Annotated in this window: 18 protein-coding genes; 10 read left to right on the forward strand and 8 right to left on the reverse strand. The window is 66.7% G+C overall.

Annotated features, from left to right (window positions below):
* Positions 1-7: 7 nt before the first annotated feature.
* Positions 8-736 (reverse strand): pyridoxine 5'-phosphate synthase, encoded by a 729-nt coding sequence (locus tag H8M03_RS07135; RefSeq protein ID WP_187478792.1) that lies wholly within the window; start codon positions 734-736, stop codon positions 8-10.
* Complete coding sequence (gene pyrE, locus H8M03_RS07140; RefSeq protein WP_187480985.1) at positions 736-1,317, reverse strand: orotate phosphoribosyltransferase; 582 nt, start codon at positions 1,315-1,317, stop codon at positions 736-738. The genes H8M03_RS07135 and pyrE overlap by 1 nt, the downstream gene beginning before the upstream one ends.
* Before the next feature lie 160 nt (positions 1,318-1,477).
* Between pyrE and coxB the strand changes: the two genes are divergently transcribed.
* From coxB to H8M03_RS12900, 3 genes are all read left to right on the forward strand, one after another.
* Positions 1,478-2,605, forward strand: a complete 1,128-nt coding sequence (gene coxB / locus H8M03_RS07145) for a cytochrome c oxidase subunit II (RefSeq protein WP_187478793.1) — start codon at positions 1,478-1,480, stop codon at positions 2,603-2,605.
* An 18-nt stretch (positions 2,606-2,623) separates the two neighbouring features.
* Positions 2,624-4,297 (forward strand): cytochrome c oxidase subunit I, encoded by a 1,674-nt coding sequence (gene ctaD / locus H8M03_RS07150; RefSeq protein WP_187478794.1) that lies wholly within the window; start codon positions 2,624-2,626, stop codon positions 4,295-4,297.
* Between the two features lie 104 nt (positions 4,298-4,401).
* Entirely contained in the window at positions 4,402-4,527 is a 126-nt protein-coding gene (locus H8M03_RS12900; RefSeq protein ID WP_281399828.1) for a hypothetical protein, read from the forward strand.
* 3 nt (positions 4,528-4,530) lie between these two features.
* Here the strand turns inward: H8M03_RS12900 and H8M03_RS07155 are convergent, their stop codons facing one another.
* From H8M03_RS07155 to H8M03_RS07165, 3 genes are all read right to left on the reverse strand, one after another.
* Positions 4,531-5,004: an FKBP-type peptidyl-prolyl cis-trans isomerase gene (locus H8M03_RS07155; RefSeq protein WP_187478795.1), complete on the reverse strand. Its 474-nt coding sequence runs from the start codon at positions 5,002-5,004 to the stop codon at positions 4,531-4,533.
* Positions 5,005-5,049: 45 nt separating this feature from the next.
* Positions 5,050-5,664 carry a L,D-transpeptidase family protein gene (locus H8M03_RS07160; RefSeq protein ID WP_246448782.1) on the reverse strand — a complete coding sequence of 205 codons (615 nt, stop codon included), beginning with the start codon at positions 5,662-5,664 and terminating at the stop codon, positions 5,050-5,052.
* Positions 5,665-5,926: 262 nt separating this feature from the next.
* Positions 5,927-6,529, reverse strand: a complete 603-nt coding sequence (locus H8M03_RS07165) for a peptidylprolyl isomerase (RefSeq protein ID WP_187478796.1) — start codon at positions 6,527-6,529, stop codon at positions 5,927-5,929.
* Positions 6,530-6,625: 96 nt separating this feature from the next.
* Between H8M03_RS07165 and H8M03_RS07170 the strand changes: the two genes are divergently transcribed.
* From H8M03_RS07170 to H8M03_RS07200, 7 genes are read left to right on the forward strand one after another with little or no spacing between them, the layout of a single operon-like run.
* Positions 6,626-7,522, forward strand: a complete 897-nt coding sequence (locus H8M03_RS07170; RefSeq protein ID WP_187478797.1) for a heme o synthase — start codon at positions 6,626-6,628, stop codon at positions 7,520-7,522.
* The gene (locus tag H8M03_RS07175) at positions 7,519-7,671 is read left to right on the forward strand and encodes a hypothetical protein (RefSeq protein WP_187478798.1); all 153 of its coding nucleotides are present in this window, start codon (positions 7,519-7,521) and stop codon (positions 7,669-7,671) included. Before H8M03_RS07170 ends, H8M03_RS07175 begins: the two co-directional genes overlap by 4 nt.
* Before the next feature lie 35 nt (positions 7,672-7,706).
* The gene (locus tag H8M03_RS07180; protein ID WP_246449208.1) at positions 7,707-8,216 is read left to right on the forward strand and encodes a cytochrome c oxidase assembly protein; all 510 of its coding nucleotides are present in this window, start codon (positions 7,707-7,709) and stop codon (positions 8,214-8,216) included.
* Positions 8,217-8,249: 33 nt separating this feature from the next.
* Positions 8,250-9,068, forward strand: a complete 819-nt coding sequence (locus H8M03_RS07185; RefSeq protein WP_187478800.1) for a cytochrome c oxidase subunit 3 — start codon at positions 8,250-8,252, stop codon at positions 9,066-9,068.
* Positions 9,069-9,075: 7 nt separating this feature from the next.
* Positions 9,076-9,435 carry a DUF983 domain-containing protein gene (locus tag H8M03_RS07190; RefSeq protein ID WP_187478801.1) on the forward strand — a complete coding sequence of 120 codons (360 nt, stop codon included), beginning with the start codon at positions 9,076-9,078 and terminating at the stop codon, positions 9,433-9,435.
* A complete protein-coding gene (locus H8M03_RS07195) occupies positions 9,432-10,013 on the forward strand; it encodes an SURF1 family cytochrome oxidase biogenesis protein (RefSeq protein ID WP_187478802.1) in 582 nt (193 codons plus the stop codon). The genes H8M03_RS07190 and H8M03_RS07195 overlap by 4 nt, the downstream gene beginning before the upstream one ends.
* Positions 10,010-10,876, forward strand: coding sequence for a class I SAM-dependent methyltransferase (locus H8M03_RS07200; RefSeq protein ID WP_187478803.1), 867 nt, complete (start codon positions 10,010-10,012; stop codon positions 10,874-10,876). The genes H8M03_RS07195 and H8M03_RS07200 overlap by 4 nt, the downstream gene beginning before the upstream one ends.
* Here H8M03_RS07200 and H8M03_RS07205 read toward each other — a convergent pair.
* The 3 genes from H8M03_RS07205 to H8M03_RS07215 are packed head-to-tail and all read right to left on the reverse strand — an operon-like array spanning position 10,873 to position 12,466.
* Entirely contained in the window at positions 10,873-11,454 is a 582-nt protein-coding gene (locus H8M03_RS07205; protein WP_246449210.1) for a heme exporter protein CcmB, read from the reverse strand. The genes H8M03_RS07200 and H8M03_RS07205 overlap by 4 nt on opposite strands.
* A gap of 53 nt (positions 11,455-11,507) precedes the next feature.
* The gene (gene ccmA, locus H8M03_RS07210; RefSeq protein ID WP_187478804.1) at positions 11,508-12,071 is read right to left on the reverse strand and encodes a heme ABC exporter ATP-binding protein CcmA; all 564 of its coding nucleotides are present in this window, start codon (positions 12,069-12,071) and stop codon (positions 11,508-11,510) included.
* Positions 12,068-12,466 (reverse strand): metallopeptidase family protein, encoded by a 399-nt coding sequence (locus H8M03_RS07215; protein WP_187478805.1) that lies wholly within the window; start codon positions 12,464-12,466, stop codon positions 12,068-12,070. The genes ccmA and H8M03_RS07215 overlap by 4 nt, the downstream gene beginning before the upstream one ends.
* Between the last annotated feature and the right edge of the window lie 29 nt (positions 12,467-12,495).

The raw sequence follows: 12,495 nt of genomic DNA on the forward strand, positions 1-12,495 counted from the left end.
CTTCCGGTCACCGCGCTTCGTCCATCAGGGCGCGCATGCGGCGGACGCTGTCGTCGAGGCCGGTGAAGATCGCCTCGCCGATCAAGAAATGGCCGATGTTGAGCTCGGCCAGCTGGGGGATGGCGGCGACGGGCACGACATTGGCATAGGTCAGGCCGTGGCCGGCGTGCGGTTCGATACCGTTCTTGGCGGCCAGCGCGGCAGCGTCGGTGATGCGCTTCAACTCGGCCACCTGCTCCCCGCCCGCGACATGGGCGTAGCGCCCGGTGTGGAACTCGGCGACGGGCACGCCGAGCTTCAAGGCCGCCTCGACCTGCCGGTTGGACGGTTCGATGAACAGGCTGACGCGGATGCCGGCATTGCCCAACTCGTCGACGAACGGGCGCAGGGCGTCGAGCTGCCCGGCGGCATCGAGCCCGCCTTCGGTCGTCCGTTCTTCGCGCTTCTCCGGGACGATGCAGGCGGCATGCGGCCGGTGGCGCAGAGCGATCGCCAGCATTTCCTCGGTCGCGGCCATCTCGAGATTCAGGGGCAGGTCGATCTCCGCCATCAGCCGGTCGATGTCGCGGTCGGTGATGTGGCGCCGATCCTCGCGCAAGTGGGCGGTAATCCCGTCGGCGCCGGACTGGGCCGCGATCTGCGCTGCGCGCACCGGGTCCGGATGGTCGCCGCCGCGCGCGTTGCGGATGGTGGCGACGTGATCGATGTTCACGCCGAGGCGAAGGGGTGCCGTCACTAGGCGGCGCGGCTGCCGGGCTTGATCGCGGGTATCGCCTGAAGCTCGGGCGGAAGCGCATCCGGCTGATAGGTCGGCACGTCGATGCGGATCAGCGGGAAGAAGGGAACGCCAAGGTCCGCCTCTCCGCCCGACCGGTCGACCAGGCTGGCCTCGGCGATGACCTGACCGCCTTCGCGTCCGACGGCGGCGATGGCCTCGCGGCTGGACAGGCCGGTGGTGACCACGTCTTCGACCATCAGCACCCGCTGGCCGGGCTCGAGGGCGAATCCGCGGCGCAGATGAAAGGTGCCTTCGGGACGCTCGAGGAACATCGCCGGCTTGCCCAGCGCACGGCCCATTTCATGGCCGATGATCACCCCGCCCATCGCCGGCGAGACAACCACGTCGATGGCATCGCGGATGTCGGCGGGCAAGCTTTCGGCCAGCGCCTCCGCCAGCCGCGCGGCCCGTGCCGGGTCCATCAACACCCGCGCGCACTGCAGGTATTTGGGGCTGCGAAGCCCCGACGAAAGGATGAAATGCCCTTCCAGCAACGCATTGGCGGCGCGGAATTCGGCGAGGATCTGGTCGTTGGTCATGGTCATTGCAGGGGCGGCAATTAAGCCTTGGCGGACATTGCTTCAACAGCTTCCGGAATGGGCGCTTGAGAGAGCGGAAACCCGCGCCTATAAGCCGCCCCGTTCGGGGGGCGCCGTTGGCGGACCTCCCCCAATGAAACCCAATGTACCCGGGGTGCGAATGAAACTGATTGGATGGGCAATTGCCCTTGCCGCGGCGATGGCCACACCGGCGGCGGCGCAACAGACTGCGGCTGACCAGCCGGCCACGGCGCAACAGGCAGCAGAACCGGCGGCCGCTCCGGCCGCCGACGCGGCAGCCCCGACCGCCGGCGATCCGGCAGCAGCGACGACGTCCGCGACGGCCGACACACCGGTCGCCTCGCCCTACGCCTACATGGCGCCGGCGCCGGGCTACGGCGTGCCGGTTCCGGGCGCCACGGGCACGCAGAAGCAGGTCACCGAGGTCGGCCGGCAGGCAGCGGCCTTCCACGATTTCTGGCTGCTGCTGCTGTGCGCCGCGATCAGCGTCTTCGTGCTCGGCCTGCTGCTCTACACCATCGTCCGTTATCGCCGCAGCGCCCATCCGGTGCCGACGCGCACGTCGCACAACACCACGATCGAGGTCATCTGGACCGTCGTTCCGGTGCTCATCCTGGTCGCCATCGCGATCCCGTCGATCGGCCTGCTGCGCGAGCAATATTCGTTTCCGAAGGCGGACGTGACCATCAAGGTCATCGGCAACCAATGGTACTGGACCTACCAGTATCCGGATAACGGCGACTTCGAGATCGTGTCGAACATCCTCAAGGAGCCGAACGACCCGACGTTGAAGCCGGGCGACCGTTTCCGCACCGACAAGGACGGCCCGCCGCTGCTGGCCGTGGACGAACGGATCGTCATTCCCGCCGGCAAGGTGGTGAAGTTCATCGTCACATCGAACGACGTGATCCACAGCTTCGCCGTCCCGGCTTTCTGGTCGAAGATCGACGCCAACCCCGGCCAGCTCAACGAGACCTGGGTCAAGGTCGACCGGCCCGGCGTCTATTTCGGCCAATGTTCGGAACTGTGCGGCGCCCGTCACGGCTACATGCCGATCGCGGTCGAAGTCGTCCCGCCCGAACGCTTTGCCGCCTGGGTCGCGTCGAAGGGCGGCACGATGCCCGGCCCCAAGCCGGTCGCCAACCCGGCCGAAACGTTGCGGGCCATTGCGAAGCCGGCGGCCGCGCCGCAAGGTGCCGCACCGGCCGAGGCCCAGCCCAATCCGCCGACCCCGTCGGTCGCCGACCGCGCAACGGCGCAGAATTAAGCGAGAGAGTTTTCGTTCATGAGCACGACCGCCGACAGCCTCCATCTGCAGCCGCATGAAGCGCATGACGCGCATCATGACGATCACCACACGCCAGGGTTCTTCGCCCGCTGGTTCATGTCGACGAACCACAAGGATATCGGCACGCTGTACCTGATCTTCGCGATCGTCACCGGGATCATCGGCGGCGGCATTTCGGGGATCATGCGCTGGGAATTGATGGAGCCCGGCATCCAGGTGCTCAACCAGTCCTGGCCGCTCGGCGCCGGCACCGCCAGCTTCGACGAATGGGCCCACCACTGGAACGTGCTGATCACCGCGCACGGTCTGATCATGGTGTTCTTCATGGTCATGCCGGCGATGATCGGCGGGTTCGGCAACTGGTTCGTGCCGCTGATGATCGGCGCTCCGGACATGGCCTTCCCGCGGATGAACAACATCAGCTTCTGGCTGCTTGTCCCCGCCTTCATCCTGCTGCTCGGTTCAAGCTTCGTTTCCGGGGGGACCGGGCTTGGCGCCGGGACCGGCTGGACGGTCTATGCGCCGCTATCGACATCCGGCTCCGCGGGGCCGGCCGTCGACATGGCGATCTTCTCGCTCCACCTTGCGGGCGCAAGCTCGATCCTCGGTGCGATCAACTTCATCACCACCATCTTCAACATGCGCGCGCCGGGCATGACCCTGCACAAAATGCCGCTGTTCGTATGGTCGGTGCTGGTCACCGCCTTCCTGCTGCTGCTCGCGCTTCCGGTGCTTGCCGGCGCGATCACCATGCTGCTGACCGACCGCAATTTCGGCACCACCTTCTTCGATGCCAGCGGCGGCGGCGATCCGGTGTTGTACCAGCATCTGTTCTGGTTCTTCGGCCACCCCGAAGTGTACATCATGATCCTGCCGGGCTTCGGCATCGTCAGCCAGATCGTGTCGACCTTCAGCCGCAAGCCGGTGTTCGGCTACCTCGGCATGGCCTATGCGATGGTCGCGATCGGCGTGGTCGGCTTCGTCGTCTGGGCGCACCACATGTTCACCACGGGCATGAGCCTGGACACCAAGATGTACTTCACCGCGGCGACGATGATCATCGCCGTCCCGACCGGCGTGAAGATCTTCAGCTGGATCGCTACCATGTGGGGCGGGTCGATGACCTTCGAAACGCCGATGCTGTGGGCGATCGGGTTCATCTTCCTGTTCACGGTTGGCGGCGTCACCGGCGTCGTCCTCGCCAACGGCGGTGTCGATACGTACATGCACGACACCTATTACGTGGTCGCGCACTTCCACTACGTACTCAGCCTCGGCGCCGTCTTCTCGATCTTCGCCGGGTTCTATTACTGGTTCGGCAAGATGTTCGGCCGGATGTACAACGAGGCGCTGGGCAAGATTCACTTCTTCCTGATGTTCATCGGCGTGAACACCATCTTCTTCCCGATGCACTTCCTGGGCCTCGACGGCATGCCCCGGCGTATTCCGGACTACACGCCGGCCTTCGCCGAATGGAATTATGTCGCCACCGTCGGCTACATGATCATGGGCGCCGGGATGGTCGTGTTCTTTGTCAATGTGATCTACTCGCTGCTCGCCGGCCCCAAGGCCCCGGGCAATTACTGGGGCGAAGGCGCGACGACGCTGGAATGGACCCTGTCCAGCCCGCCGCCGTTCCACCAGTTCGAAACCCTGCCGACGATCGACTGATCGACGGCGCGATTACAGCAAGGCCCGGAACCGCGACGGCGTTTCCGGGCCTTTTGTTTTGGCCGAACGACGCCACCGTTGGCGGCGTCCAGCAGGAGCTAGCCATGCGTAACAAGGTTATCGGCGCAATCGCGCTTATCGCGGTCCTCGCCATGGTCGCTTATGTCGGCGCACGCGACGGCGCCGAACATCGCGGCGGCACGGCGGAAGGCCGCGCCGCCGGCCAATAGGTGCTAGGCCGCCGGCGCCGGCGTCACGCTGTTGAGCTTCAGCCGGAAACGCAGGATGCTGTTGGCCGGGATTGGGCCCTTGTCCTCGCCGCCGTACCCGAGCTCGGGCGGGATCCAAACGATCCAGTCGTCGCCCGGCCGCATCAGCGTCAGCGCTTCGTTGAATCCGGGCACGAACCCGCCGACTTCGCCGCTTAGCGATTCGCCGCGCTCGAAGCTCGAATCGAACGTTTCGCCGGTCGTCAGCTTGCCTTCATAGTCGAAGCTGACCGTGTCGCCGGTCTTCGGGCGGGTGCCCGTTTCCGGCCCCGAGGCGAGGACGAAATATTGCACCCCGCTGGGCAGCGACACGACGCGTTTTACGGCGGCGTTGCGGGCCATGAAGTCGGGCCCGGCGGCAGTTTGCGGTTCCACCGGCGCGGTCGCGCAGGCAACGAGGAAGAGCGGCAGCAGCGCCGCGACGATCGATTTTTTCATGAGGCGCACCTTAGGGCGTAGGGAGCAGTGCGCAACGCCGCAGCGTCAGACCAGCTTGCGCGCGGCGGCCGGGCTGTCGACCGGACGATCGCTGACCAGCACCACGGTCGAGGAAAAGTTGGTGATTCCGTACAGCTTCTCGGCAAAAGCCGCCGGCAGCCGGATGCACCCGTGCGAGGCGGCATAGCCGGGGATCCGGCCAGCATGCAGCGCGACGCCATCCCAGGTCAGCCGCTGCATGTGCGGCATCGGCGCGTCGTCGTAGAGGGTCGAACGATGCATCGTCTTTTTCTGCAGGATGGTGAATTCGCCGGTCGGCGTTTCCATGCCCGTCTTGCCGGTCGACACCTTGGTCTGGTCCCACAACTCACCGTCCTTGAACACGAACGCTTGCTGCGACGCGGTGCTGACGACGATCAGAATGCCCTTGTTGATGACCTTGCGCGCGGTAGGCAGCGGTGGCGGCGGCGGCGTGGTCGCGATCATCAGAGACTGGCGGACCGGGCTGGCGGCGCGCAACACGCCTTCGTGCGCGGAGCTGCGCTTGGGCGCCGCGGCATGGGCTTCGGCGGTGCCGAACAGCGCGCCCGACGGGACCGCAGCGGCCCCGACCAGGCCAAGCCCGGCAAGCGATCCGATAATCAGCACGATCTTGTTCACCCGAATGGTCCTCTCGATACGCAGTACCGATCCTAACCCACCAGGATTAAGACAAGCTCCCGGAAAAACGGAATAAATCGCGGCTGTTGCACCAAAGCACCGGCACGGCGGTACGGCCTAACGCCCACCTCGACCCGGTCGCGGGCCGGCCGCTACCCAGCCAAAATGGCAAGGACGCAAAAGATTTTCCTGTGGAGCTCGGCGTTCTTCGCCGTGCTGTTCCTGCTGTTCGTGGACCTGTTGTCGATCCTCTAGCCGAGGATCATTTGACCCGCGCCGCTTTCACGATCTTCACTTGCGGTTCGAGCATCTGCCCCTTCATCGGGCCAATGCCCTTGGTCGGCGAAACCGGTGCGGCAAGGATAGCCTGCACCACGTCCATCCCTTCGATCACCCGGCCGAAGGCGGCAAAGCCGGCCGGCCCGTCGAACGACTTGATGTCGGTCGTCATGATGAAGAAGTCGGCCTGCGCCTTGCCGGGGGCAAGCGCCGCCATGGCGACCGTGCCCGCGACGTTGGACAGGCCGGTCTGGTCGGTCGATTCGAACGCCACCGGCGGATTGAGCTTGCGCGCATCGCCGGTGATGCCGCCCTGGATCAACCCGCCCTTGCCGTACGGCATCGCCCGGTAGAAGACTTCGCCGTCAAGCTTTCCGGCATCGACATATTTGAGGAAATTGGCGGTGGTCAGCGGTGCCCGCCCGCGGTCCAGCGCGATGACGATCCGTCCCATGGCGGTGTCGATCGCGACGGGCACAAGGTCCTCTTGAGCGGCCGGTTCAGCGACGGTGGGGGTGGCCGCCGGTGCCTGAGCGGCGGCGGGAGCGGCGGAAAGCAGCGCCGCGGCAAGGAAAAGCCTGGTCATCGGCCTTCCTTAGCAAAGGGTGATGAACCCTAGCCATACCAAGGCTTTCCCTGCGGCCAGCGACACTTTATAGGCGCCGCCGTGCCCGCCATGCAGATGACCAATCCAGCCGCGCTGCCCGCCGACTGGCGCGACCTCTACGCTTTGACCAAGCCGGGGGTGATGCGCCTGGTCGTCTTCACGGGCCTGTGCGGGCTGCTCGCGGCGCCGGTGATGCCGCCGCCGGTGATCGGTTTCACCGCCATCCTGTGCATCGCGCTGGCCGCCGGGGCCGCCGGGGCGCTCAACCAATGGTATGAGCACGACCTCGACGCGCTGATGCGGCGCACTGCCAACCGGCCGCTGCCGGCGGGACGGATGGACCGCCAGACGGCGCTTCACTTCGGGGTCGGGCTGGGCGTCTTCTCGGTCGTGCTGATGGAGCTTGCGACCAACTGGCTGGCCGCCGGCCTGCTGGCCGCGTCGATCCTGTTCTACGTTCTCATCTACACTGTCTGGCTGAAGCGCCGGACGGCGCAGAATATCGTCATCGGCGGGGCCGCCGGGGCCTTTCCGCCGCTGATCGGCTGGGTCGCCGCAACCGGCACGATGGACCCGCTGCCCCTCATTCTGTTCGCGATCATCTTCCTGTGGACGCCGCCGCATTTCTGGGCGCTGTCGCTGTTCGTGCGATCCGACTACGCCGCCGCCAATGTACCGATGCTGCCGGTCGTCGCCGGCACCGCTGCGACCCGGCGGCAGATCGTCCTGTACAGCTTCGTCATGGCCGCCGCCGCGGTGGCGCCTTGGCCGCTCGGCCTGACCGGCTGGATCTATGGCACCGTGTCGGCCGTGCTCAGCATATTGTTTATCGCGTTGGCCTTCGCGGTACTTGCCAATCGCGCGACCGAGCCGGCGCAGATGAAGCCCGAAAAGCGGTTGTTCGCTTATTCCATCGTCTATCTGTTCGCCCTGTTCACCGCGCTGGTCGCCGATCGCTGGCTGGTCGCGTGACGGACGGTCCGGACCCCCAGCCGCAGGACGAGGCGGACGTCATCCGTACGCGCCAGCGGGCCCGCGCGCGGATCACCGCGCTGCTGCTGGGCGCGTTCGTCGTCCTGCTATTCTTCATCACCCTGGCCAAGATCGGCGCCGGCAAGTGACCGCGGCGGTCAATCGCAACAACCGCACCGCGGCGATGATGGCGCTGCTTGGCCTCGCGATGCTCGGCCTCGCCTTCGCCTCGGTCCCGCTTTACCGCATCTTCTGCCAGGTGACCGGCTTCGGCGGCACCACGCAGCGCGCCGACGCCGCGCCGGGCGCGGCCGCGACCCGGCCGATCGGCGTCCGCTTCGACGCCAACGTCAATTCCGCCTTGCCGTGGCGGTTCACTGCCAAGCAGGAAACGGTGCGCATCGAACCTGGCGCCCGGACGCAGATCTTCTATCACGCCCGCAACATGGTCGCGCGGCCGACCACCGGGCGGGCGGTCTTCAACGTTTCGCCGGCCAACGCCGGGCAATATTTCTCCAAGATCGAATGCTTCTGCTTCACCGAACAGACGCTCCGGCCCGGTCAGGAAGTCGATATGCCGGTGGTGTTTTTCGTCGATCCGGCGATCCGCAACGATCCCGACACCCGCAACGTCGATGAAATCACGTTGAGCTACACGTTTTATCCAGTGGAAAGTGACCGCGCGGGCAGCTAGGGCCTGACGCGACTACGCATGAGGAAAGATTACATGGCGGCGACCCAGAACCACGACTATCATCTGGTCAACCCCGATCCCTGGCCGATCATCGGCGCGTTCAGCGCGCTGGCGCTGTTCGGCGGGCTGGTCATGTGGATGCACAACAATCCCTACGGCATGCCGATCGGCATCGCCGGCCTGGTGATGGTCCTCGTCACCATGTGGAACTGGTGGGGCAATACGATCCGCGAGGCCCATGAGGGCTATCACACGCCGGTCGTGCAGCTGCATCTGCGCTACGGGATGATCCTGTTCATCGCCTCGGAAGTCATGTTCTTCCTCGCCTGGTTCTGGGCATTCTACAGCGCCGCCTTGTTCCCGTCCGCAGTCGACGCGGTCGGCGGGCAATGGCCGCCCAAGGGCATCGAAGTGCTCGACCCCTTCGGCTTCCCGCTGCTCAACACCATGATCCTGCTGTGTTCGGGCACCACGGTGACCTGGGCTCACCACTCGCTGATCCACGGCGACCGCCAGGGGCTGAAGCTGGGCCTGCTGCTGACGATCCTGCTCGGCCTGCTGTTCAGCGCGATCCAGGCGTATGAGTACATCCACGCGCCGTTCGCGTTCAAAGGCAACATCTACGGCGCCACTTTCTTCATGGCGACCGGCTTCCACGGCTTTCACGTGATCGTCGGCACCATCTTCCTGATCGTCTGCCTGGTGCGCGCCAACAAGGGCGACTTCACCCCGCGGCAGCATTTCGGGTTCGAAGCGGCCGCCTGGTACTGGCATTTCGTCGACGTGGTGTGGCTGTTCCTTTTCGTCTCGATCTACATCTGGGGCGGCTGGGGCGCGCCGACGCACGGCTAGCCCGGCCTTGCGCGAGGTTTCGCCCGTCCACGGCGCCCTCGCCGGGCTGTGCCCGCGCTGCAAATCGAAGACCCTCTTCGACGGCTGGATCAGTTTCGCGCCCAAGTGTCGCGCCTGCGGACTGGACTATGCCGCCTTCAACGTCGGCGACGGGCCCGCGGCCTTCCTGATCCTGATCGTCGGCGCGATCTTGACGGTGGCGGCACTGGTCGTCGACGGCCGCTTCGCGCCGCCATGGTGGGTGCATATCGTCTGGCTGCCCGTCGGCCTGGGCCTGACCGTATTCGGCCTGCGCGCCGGCAAGGCCTTGCTGCTGACGCAGGAATATCGCCAACAGGCGCGCGAAGGCCGGATCGCGGACCAGTGAAGAAGGTACCGATCATCGCGACCGTCGTGGTCGTCGCCGCGGTGGCGGCGATGATCGCGCTGGGCATCTGGCAGCTGCAGCGGGCACAGTGGAAAGATTCGCTGATCGCGCAATATCGCGCCGCCGAGACGCTGCCGCCGATCGCCTTCCCGGCGATGGCGCCGGGCAAGAGCCTGCCGCTGTTCCGCCGCGCGACCGGGACCTGCCTGCGCCCCGCCGCCCATCGCGCGATCGCCGGCGCCAACCGCGCGGGCGACAGCGGCTATGCCCACATCGTCCATTGCGTCACCGGCGCCGAAGGACCGGGCATGGCGGTCGAGCTCGGCTGGTCGAAGGATCCGCAAGCGAAATATCAGTGGACCGGCGGCCAGGTCGACGGAATCATCGCGCCCGACCGGCAACAGCGCATCCGGCTGGTCGCTCTGAACGCGCCGCCGGGCCTGGAGCCAAGCGCCCTGCCCTCGCTCGACGCCATTCCGCAAAACCATCGCATGTATGCGATCCAGTGGTTCGCCTTCGCCGCGATCGCCGCGCTGATCTACGGGCTGGCGCTGCGCAAACGCTGGCTGGGTCGATGACCGGCCTTCTCGGCACGATCGTCGCCGATCCGTGGGCCGACTGGGCGCTGCTCGATTGCGGCCACGGGCAGAAGCTGGAGCGATATGGCCCGGTGACCGTCGCTCGGCCCGAACCGCAGGCGATGTGGGCGCCCGCCAGCGACGACTGGTCGCCCGACGCGACCTTTGTTCCCGGTTCCGACGAAGATGGCGGCGGCCGCTGGGTCCAGCACCGCGACTTTCCCGCCGGCTGGCCGCTGGCACGCGGCAACGTCCGCTTCAACGCCTCACTGACGCCGTTTCGGCACCTTGGCTTCTTTCCTGACATGGCGCCCCAATGGGATTGGATGCGCGACCGTTCGGCCGATGCCGACGTGCTTAACCTGTTCGGCTATACCGGCGTCGGCACGCTGCAGCTGAGCGATGCCGGCGCGCGCCTGGTCCATGTCGACGCGTCCAAGAAATCCGTCGAGCAGGGCAAGGCGAATGCCGAGCTGTCGGGCATGGCCGAACGGCCGATCCGCTGGCTGGTCGACGACGCAACCAAGTTCACCGCGCGCGAAGTGCGCCGCGAGCGCCGCTACGACGGCATCCTTCTCGACCCGCCCAAGTTCGGCCGCGGACCGACGGGAGAAGTGTGGCGGCTGGAAGAGGATCTGGCCCCGTTGATCGGCGATTGCCGACGGCTGCTCGACGCCGACAGCCGCTTTCTCGTGCTGACGGTCTATGCGGTGCGCATGTCGGCGCTGTCGATCGGCGAGCTGGTGCGCCAGGCGCTTGGCGACCTCGGCGGGACGGTGGAGATGGGCGAGATGGCGGTGCGGGAACAACGGCGCGGCCTGTTGCTCCCGACCGCGATCTTCGCTCGCTGGAGCCGCGACTAGGTCCGGCCGGCGCGGATCGCTGCACCCGCCACGAATGGCGCCCCCGCGACCAATAGCAACGCCGTCGCACCTTCAAGCAGCAACGCGCCCGAACCGGTATCGCCAGACGCGGCGGCGCCGAAGATCAGCAGCGGAATTGCCAGGGGCAGCAGCAACAGGCCCGCCAACGCCCCCGATCGCGGCAGGCCGGCCGTCAGCGCTGCGACTGCCACCGCCAATGCTGCCAGGCCGAGGCTGCCAACGCCAAGCGCAAGAAGCAAGCCGGGTATCGCGTCCGCCGGAACGCGCAGCATCAGCGCCCCGACGAGCGCACTGACGAGTAGCAGCGGCCCGAATGCAAGCCAGTGGCCGGCAATCTTGGCCGCGGCGACGCTTTCGTCGGCCAAGCCGTAAAGTAACAGCTGGTCGAGCACCCCATCGGCGCGATCGGGCTCAACCAGCCGCTCGACCGGCAACAGCGCTGCCGTCAGCGCCGCGATCCACAAGGCGCCGCCGCCGATCTGCCCCAACAGGCGTGCGTCCGGGCCGACCGCGAACGGGACCAACGTGACGACTAGCAGGAAGAAAGCCGCGGGCATCCACGCCGGGCCGCTGAACCCGCGCCGTAATTCCCGCCGGACCAGCCGCCCGATCACCGGCCAAGCTCCAGTTCACGCCAGTCGCCCGGCAATTCGACATGCGATGCGGCGACCACCGCACCGCCGGTCGCGGTGTGCGCGTCGATCAGCTCCGCGAGGTCGCGGAAGCCTTCGCCGTCGAGGCCATTGACCGGCTCGTCCAGCAGCCACAGCGGCGCGTTGGTGGCGGCAATCCGGGCCAGCGCCGCGCGCTTTTTCTGGCCGGTCGACAACAGGCGCACAGGGACCCCTATCAGCCCGCCGAGGTTGAGCGTGTCGAGCAGCATTTCCATCGACCGGCCGTCGGGCCCGTTCCAGAACATGAGCGCGGCGACCAGCGGAAGTTCGCGGTCGAGCGCGAGCGCATCGTCGGCCAGAGCGGCCGGCGCCGCCTCGACCGTCCCGGCCGCGGGCCGCAGCAGTCCCGCGGCAAGCCGGAGGAGGGACGACTTGCCGCAGCCGTTCGGACCGCTCAGCCGCAGCGTCTCGCCGGCCCGGACGTCGAGGTCGAGCTGTTCGAACAGGGTCCGACCGCCGCGCACGCAGGTGACGCCGTCGAACCGCAGCAACGCCGTCACTCGGCCGAGTCCTCGAGCGCGTGAATGTCGTCGTCCGACAGACCGAAATGATGGCCGACCTCGTGGATCAGGACGTGCGCGACGAGGTGCTCAAGCGTGTCTTCGCCACCCGCCCATTCGTCGATGATCGGCATCCGGTAGAGGAAGATGCGTTCGGGCAGGGTGCCCGACTGTTCGACGCTCTGTTCGGTCAGCGGCACGCCTTCGTAGAGGCCGGTGAGCCCGAACGGATCCTCGATGCCCATCGCTGCAAGCGTGTCCTCGTCGGCGAAATCCTGGACCAGCAGGACAACGTCGCCAAGGCTTTGCGCGAACGGCTCGGGCAGTTGCTCGAGCGCGGCCCGGGCAATCGCTTCGATGTCGGCCGCGGAGGGCGGTTTGCCAAATTGGCGCATCGCCAGCGCATAGTGGGAGACAGCCGAGC

Origin of the sequence: Sphingomonas sabuli (assembly GCF_014352855.1) — a bacterium.
Classification (GTDB): Bacteria; Pseudomonadota; Alphaproteobacteria; order Sphingomonadales; family Sphingomonadaceae; genus Sphingomicrobium; species Sphingomicrobium sabuli.